The 6,196-nt window shown below is 69.0% G+C and carries 5 protein-coding genes; all 5 read right to left on the bottom strand.

All coding sequences use genetic code 11. The annotated features are described in order from the left end of the window. Positions 1 to 191: 191 nt before the first annotated feature. The gene (locus tag ACVNF4_RS30860; protein WP_461806182.1) at positions 192 to 2,015 is read right to left on the bottom strand and encodes a hypothetical protein; all 1,824 of its coding nucleotides are present in this window, start codon (positions 2,013 to 2,015) and stop codon (positions 192 to 194) included. A 7-nt stretch (positions 2,016 to 2,022) separates the two neighbouring features. After that, a complete protein-coding gene (locus ACVNF4_RS30855) occupies positions 2,023 to 2,895 on the bottom strand; it encodes a carbohydrate ABC transporter permease (protein WP_461806181.1) in 873 nt (290 codons plus the stop codon). 18 nt (positions 2,896 to 2,913) lie between these two features. Beyond that, on the bottom strand, positions 2,914 to 3,888 hold the full coding sequence (locus ACVNF4_RS30850) for a carbohydrate ABC transporter permease (RefSeq protein ID WP_461806180.1): 975 nt from the start codon (positions 3,886 to 3,888) through the stop codon (positions 2,914 to 2,916). A 37-nt stretch (positions 3,889 to 3,925) separates the two neighbouring features. After that, entirely contained in the window at positions 3,926 to 5,257 is a 1,332-nt protein-coding gene (locus ACVNF4_RS30845; RefSeq protein WP_461806179.1) for an ABC transporter substrate-binding protein, read from the bottom strand. 245 nt (positions 5,258 to 5,502) lie between these two features. Continuing rightward, positions 5,503 to 6,196, bottom strand: a 694-nt coding sequence (locus ACVNF4_RS30840) for an ROK family protein (RefSeq protein ID WP_461806178.1), incomplete at its 5' end; no start/stop codon positions are given.

Here is a 6,196-nt window from a genome sequence, read left to right as displayed (position 1 = left end):
TCGTCGGCATGACCGGCGTCCAACTCGGCGAGCACCAACGCTTCGTCTTCGGCTGGGCGTTCGGCACGACGCTCGTGATGACGGCGACGGCGCTCGCGACGGGCGCGCTGCCTCTGTGAGGAGACGTCCATGGCGACAGCCCGGCCGCCCTGAAAACCGGCCGGGCTGTCGCCTCCCCCCTGCACGCAGCCTCAGCGGCTGAGCTTCAACTCCGGCTCCGCCGAAGGGTCCAGGCCCCCCAGGACCGCCGTGAAGGCGTCCGTGCGGAGCAGGAGTCCGGTGTCGGTCCACTCGGCGTGCAGGGTGAGCGGGCCGCTGCCGCCGTGGCGGACGGCGAACACGTGCAGGTCCTGCGGCGCGTCCGTGACGGGTCCCGCCTCGATCGCCGTGGAGCTGACGAGGTGGCTCCAGCCTTCGTCGGGGTTGCCGTAGCCGCGCGGGTCGGCGGCGAGGACGAACGCCGCTTCCTGCTGGCTGAGTTCACTGCGCGCGTCGAAGTGGTCGGGCCCCTCCGCCGAGGGGTGCGTCAGGCGCAGCTCCCCCGCCGACACGACCGCTGCCTCGGACGTCCGCAGGACCCGCTCACCGTCGTCCGCCGCGTAGGGCAGACCCGCCAGCAAGTACGGCTCGCCGGGGAGGCGTTCGACCGCGACGGTGGTCCACAGGGCGGTGCCGTCGGTGACGTACAGGGACCGGACACTGCGCAGGACGTGGTCACGGCCGACGACCGGTTTCGTCACCGACTTGGCGGCGAGGCCGTCGGCTTGGAGGTCTCGGACCCGGACCTCGCCCATGGGGCGGGTGAAGAGGAACCCGTCGAGGACGGGCCCGAAGCCGTGCTGCCGGTTCACCGCGGCCGGGAGGCAGTACGTGCCGTCGGCCTCGACCAGCGAGGGCGTCATCTTCGAGTCGAACGCCACCGACACCGTGCCGGACCGGAGTTGGTGCCGCGCCACCGTGGTGGACGGCTCCCGGTGCCAGACGCTGTCGTCCTGGATCTGCCAGACCAGCATCCACGCGAAGTGCCCGTCGACCCCGCCGTCGGGCTTGACGGCGTACCGGCCCCAGCGGGTGTCGCCCCGGTAGCGTCCGATGTCGGCGCCGACGCGCGCGCCGAAGTAGCGCAGCCCGAGGACGGACTCGAACCCGGAGTGCTGCTCGCTGTAGCGCGGACCGCCGTTGTCGAAGCCGCCGTTCGTGAGGCGGGCGTCGATGTAGCGGGCCAGCGCCTCGCCGTCCTCGGCGAACATCTCCTCGCCGCTGACCCGGTGGGCCTGGGCGAGGAAGGAGAGGGAGATCGGGCCGTAGTTGTTGTCGTAGGCGCCGCCGTGCTCGGGGGGCAGCAGGGCGCCCCGGTCGGCGACGCGGTGCGCGCGGATCTTCGAGCGGTACAGCTCCAGGGCCGTCTCCCGCACCGACTCGCCCTGTTCCTGCGGGAGATGAGCCGCCAGCATGAGCCCGCCGACGACACAGCCGATCGCCTGGTTGCCGGCCTCCTGCGGGTTGAAGAACGTCGCCTCGGTGAGCCAGAGCCAGTACCCCTGGGCCACTTCGAGGAGCCGCGCGCGGTGCTCGTCGGAGACCAGCCCTTCCGACAACTCAAGGATGTTGACGGCCTGGAGCAGCGCCCACACCGTGCTCGGCCAGTCCCCGATGGGGTGCGCGCCGGCGGCGAGGACGTAACGGGCGTACGGGAAACCGGAGTTGCGGATCCGCAGGTTCGGGTAGCCGGGGTTGTCCTCGGTGTAGACGCGCTCGTCGAGGTGGAAGGCGAGACTGCGGCGCACCGCCAGCGGCAGCCGGGGGTCCCCCGAGCGGTGCCAGGCGAGCGCGAGGAGCGAGGTGACGCCGAGGGAGGTGTCGCCGATGTCGTCGTCGCAGTCGGGGTGTTCGAGGTTGCCCTCGGGGGTCAGCCGGGCGAGGGCCTGTTCGACGACGTCGGCGAGGACGGCGTCGTACGCCTCGGGGGTGTCGGGGAGGTCGTGCAGACGGCCGCGCTGGTGGAGGAGGTGCACCTCGGGGTCAGCCCTTCATGCCGGAGGTGGCCATGCCTTCGACCAGCCTCTTCTGGAAGACGAGGAAGCAGATCAGCGTGGGTGCGAGGGCGATCGTCGACATCGCGAACATCGCGCCGTAGGAGGAGCCGCTGGTCTGGTCCATGAAGAGGGTGAGGCCGAGGGGGACGGTGAACTTGTCGTTCTGCTGGAGGTAGACGAGCTGGGGGAGGAAGTCGTCGTAGGTCCAGATGAACGTGAAGATCGTGGTGGTGACCAGGGCCGGCTTCATCAGCGGCAGGATGATCTTCCAGTAGATCTGCCAGGGGTTGGCGCCGTCCATCATGGCCGCCTGGTCCAGCTCGCGCGGGATGGAGCGGATGAACTGGACCATCAGGAAGATGAAGAAGGCGTCCACCGCGAGGAACTTGGGCACGATCAGCGGCAGATAGGTGTTGATCCAGGTCAGGTTGTAGAAGATCGTGTACTGCGGGATCAGCACCGCCTGGGACGGCAGCATCAGCGTGCCGAGCATCAGGCCGAACCAGAGCTTCTTCCAGCGGAACTCGAAGCGCGCGAAGGCGTAGGCGGCCAGCGAGCAGGAGATGATGTTGCCGATCACCGCGCCGATCGTGACGATCAGCGAGTTGGTGATGTACAGCGAGAAGGAGTTGCCGGAGCCGCTCCAGCCCTTGCTGTAGTTCGCGGGGTTGAGCTTGTCGGGGATCAGTCCGGGGTGGGTGAAGATCTCGGTGTCGGGCTTCAGGGAGCTGCTGAGCATCCACATCAGCGGGTAGAGCATGACGATGGCGACACCGATGAGCACGGTGTGGACGAAGATACGGCGGGCGCCGGTGGCGGAGCGGAGCTTCTGCAACGGCGACGGGGTAATGGCGGACATCGAAGCTTTCCTCAATCGTCAGTCGTCGTAGTGGACCCAGTAGCGGCTGGCGATGAAGTTGACCGCCGTGAAGCCCGCGATGACCAGGAACAGCACCCAGGCCAGCGCCGAGGCGTACCCCATCTGAAGGTCGGTGAAGCCCTTCTTGTAGAGGTACAGGGAGTAGAGCATCGTCGAGTTGAGGGGTCCGCCGGTGCCGTTGCTGACGACGAACGCGGGGGTGAACGTCTTGAACGCGTCGATGATCTGGAGGACGACGTTGAAGAACACGATCGGCGTGAGCAGCGGCAGGGTGATCTTGAAGAACCGGGTGGCCGGTCCCGCGCCGTCGATCTCGGCGGCCTCGTAGACGTCCTTGGGGAGCTGTTTGAGGCCGGCCAGGAAGATGACCATCGGGGTGCCGAACTGCCAGACGGCGAGCAGGATCAGCGTGTAGATCGCGGTGTCGGGGCTGGAGATCCAGTCCTGGCCCTTGATGCCGAACCAGCTGAGGAAGTCGTTGAAGAGGCCGTCCCCGCCGAACACCTGGCGCCAGACGATGGCGATGGCGACCGCGCCGCCGAGCAGTGAGGGCAGGTAGAACGCGGCCCGGTAGAGGCCGATGCCCCTGATGTCCCTGTTGAGGAGGATGGCGACCCCGAGGGCGAGGCCGAGTTTGAGCGGGACGGAGACGACGACGTACAGGAGGGTCGCGTGGATCGAGTCCCAGAAGACCGGGTCGTGGCTGAACATCCGCTCGTAGTTGGCGGTGCCGACCCACTTCTCCGGCGTGAGCAGGTCGAAGTCGGTGAACGACAGGTACAGCGAGTCGAGCATCGGATAGATCGTCAGGCCGAACAGGCCGACGAACCATGGGGCCAGGAAGAGGTACGGCCACCAGCCGCCGCCTCGCTTCCTCGCGAGGCGGCGCCGCTGCCGGTCGCGCTCCCGCTGGTCGGAGGGGGTCGCTTGCGGCGACTCCTTCACGACCTCGTCGGTCTTCGCGGTGGTCATACTCATCTCCCTGGCCCTCTTCCGTACGTGCGTCCGCTCAGGCGGACAGAATGCCTGCCGCCTGGTCGAAGAACTTGCCCGACTGCGACGTGATGGTGGCCTTGCCGAAGGCCACGGCGAGGTTCGACTGGAACAGCAGGTCCCAGATCTGGTCGGCGCCCTGCGGCGGCGGCAGCGGGTTCGGCAGCACGTTGGTGGCCTTGCCGACCCGCTGGGAGATGTAGTCGGCGCTCGCCATGTTCAGCTTGTCGGTCTCGGTGAGGCCGGAGGCGATCAGGTTGCGGGCCTTCTCCGTCGGCGGGATGCCGCGCTGGAGCTGCATGTCCTTGATGGCGCTGTCGTTCTGCGCGAAGAAGGAGATGATCTTGACGGAGTCGGCGATCCGCTTGCTGGTCTTGGTGGCGCTCAGGAGCACGCCGCCGTTGACGTAGTTGCCCTCGCGGGCGCCGGACCAGAAGCCCTGCGGGGTGGGCAGGAAGTCGAGCTGCGCGTCGGTGATCGAGCCGCCCGCGCCGTAGACGCCGGAGTCGAAGGTGAACAGCGCCTTGCCGATGACGACCGCGTTCTTCGTGAGGTCGTTGTGCGCGGCCGAGGTGATCGCGGCCGGCGGGGAGGCGTTGGTCTTGCGCATCTCGGCCCAGAACTCCCACCACTCCTGGAGGGTCTCCGGGGTGAAGCCGAGCTTCTTGCCGTCGTCGGAGAAGAACTGCTGGCCCTTCTCGCGGGCGAAGATCTCGAAGCACTGGAGGGTGGAGCCGCCGCCGTCGTCGACGCCGTAGGTCTTGCCGCCGCTCTTCTTGTAGACGTCCTGCGCAACGGCCTTGAGGTCGTTCCAGGTCCACTCGCGCTCGGGCATCTTGAGGCCGAGCTTCTCCAGGCCGCTGCGGTTGACGGTGAGCTGGTTGACGCCGATGCCGGAGGGGACGCCGTAGAGCTTGCCGTCGACGGTGCCGTTGGCGAGCAGCGTCTTGGAGAAGCCGGTGAGGTCGAGGCTCTTGCCGACGTACTCGTCGATCGGGGCGAGGACGCCCTTGCGCGCGTACTGGGCGACGAGCGCGGTGTCCATCTGCATCAGGTCGGGGGCGGAGCCGCCGGCGACGTTGGTGTTGAACTTGTCGAAGTACCCGTCGTAGCCCTGGTAGGTCTCCTGGACCTCGATCTTCGGGTTGTCCTTCTGGAACGTGGCAAGCGCTTTCTTGTACGCGGCGTGGCGCTGGTCGCTGCCCCACCACGTCATCGTCAGCTTGCTGTTGCTGCTGCCGGCGCCCGTGCCGCCGCCGCAAGCGCTCAGCGTGGTGCCGAGCGCCGTCGCGACGGTGATGCCGCTCGCGGCGCGGAAGATGGTTCTGCGCGAGATCTCGTGACCCACCGGGTCCCTCCCTGGGTGTGCGTGACGGATCTTCCGGCCGGTGAGGCGGCTCGGGTTCCTGTGAGTGGAGTGCGCTCATGGTCGGCGGCCTCGCCCGGCCGCGCCACTTGAGGCGAGCGGAGTCCCCCACGAACACGCCGTCGTGGGCCCGTACGGTCGGTACGGCCGGTCTCTCCGCTCTGCGCCGGGGTCCCGCCCGGCTAGAAAGCGCTTGTCCGGACATTGGCAGAAGCGGACGGACCCCGTCAATGCCTCTTGTCCGACCCCTCGGTCACGGTTTGGATTCCCCGGGCCACCGCGAGCCGGGCGGCGCCCGCCACCGTACCCTCCTCGCCGACCTCGCTGCCGACCACCTCGGTGGGCCAGCTCAGCCGCGCCAGTTCGGCCCGCACACCGGGCAGGAGCTGCGGGTTCGCCCCGATCCCGCCGCCCAGGACGATGAGCCCCGGGTCCAGCACGGCGACGGTCGCGGCGGCCAGCCTGCCCACGTCCCGGGCGTGCTCGGCGACGAACCGCACCGCCGTCACGTGCCCGTTTCCGGCCAGCGCGAAGAGTTCGGCGGCCCCCTCGGGCACGTCACCCTCCGTCCACCCCTCCCGCACCCTGCGCATCAGCGCGCCCGCCCCGACGTACGCCTCCATGCCTTCGAGGACCGCCTCGCGCTCCGGCAGCCACGGGTACGGCAACCGGGCGATCTCCCCGGCGGCCCCGCCGACGCCGCGCAGCACCTGGCCGCCGACCACGATGCCCAGGCCGATGCCGTACCCGACCTGGAGATACCCGAACGTGTGCCGGCCCCTGGCCGCTCCCTCGTGCAGTTCGGCGAGGGCCGCGCAGTTCACGTTGTTCTCGTTGTGGAGGGGGAGGTGGGCGGGGAGGGCGAGGGGGTCGAGGGCGGCGGCCACGGCGGGGGTGGCGGGGCCGGGGCCGGGGGCACCG

It is taken from the genome of Streptomyces sp. S6 (assembly GCF_054880855.1).
Note: the sequence above shows the minus strand (reverse complement) of the source record. Positions and strands in the feature narration are given on the sequence as shown.

Excerpts from the sequence above, each read along its gene's own strand:
- ACVNF4_RS30855 (WP_461806181.1), bottom strand. The coding sequence starts at position 2,895 with ATGTCCGCCATTACCCCGTCGCCGTTGCAGAAGCTCCGCTCCGCCACC.
- ACVNF4_RS30850 (WP_461806180.1), bottom strand. The coding sequence starts at position 3,888 with ATGACCACCGCGAAGACCGACGAGGTCGTGAAGGAGTCGCCGCAAGCG.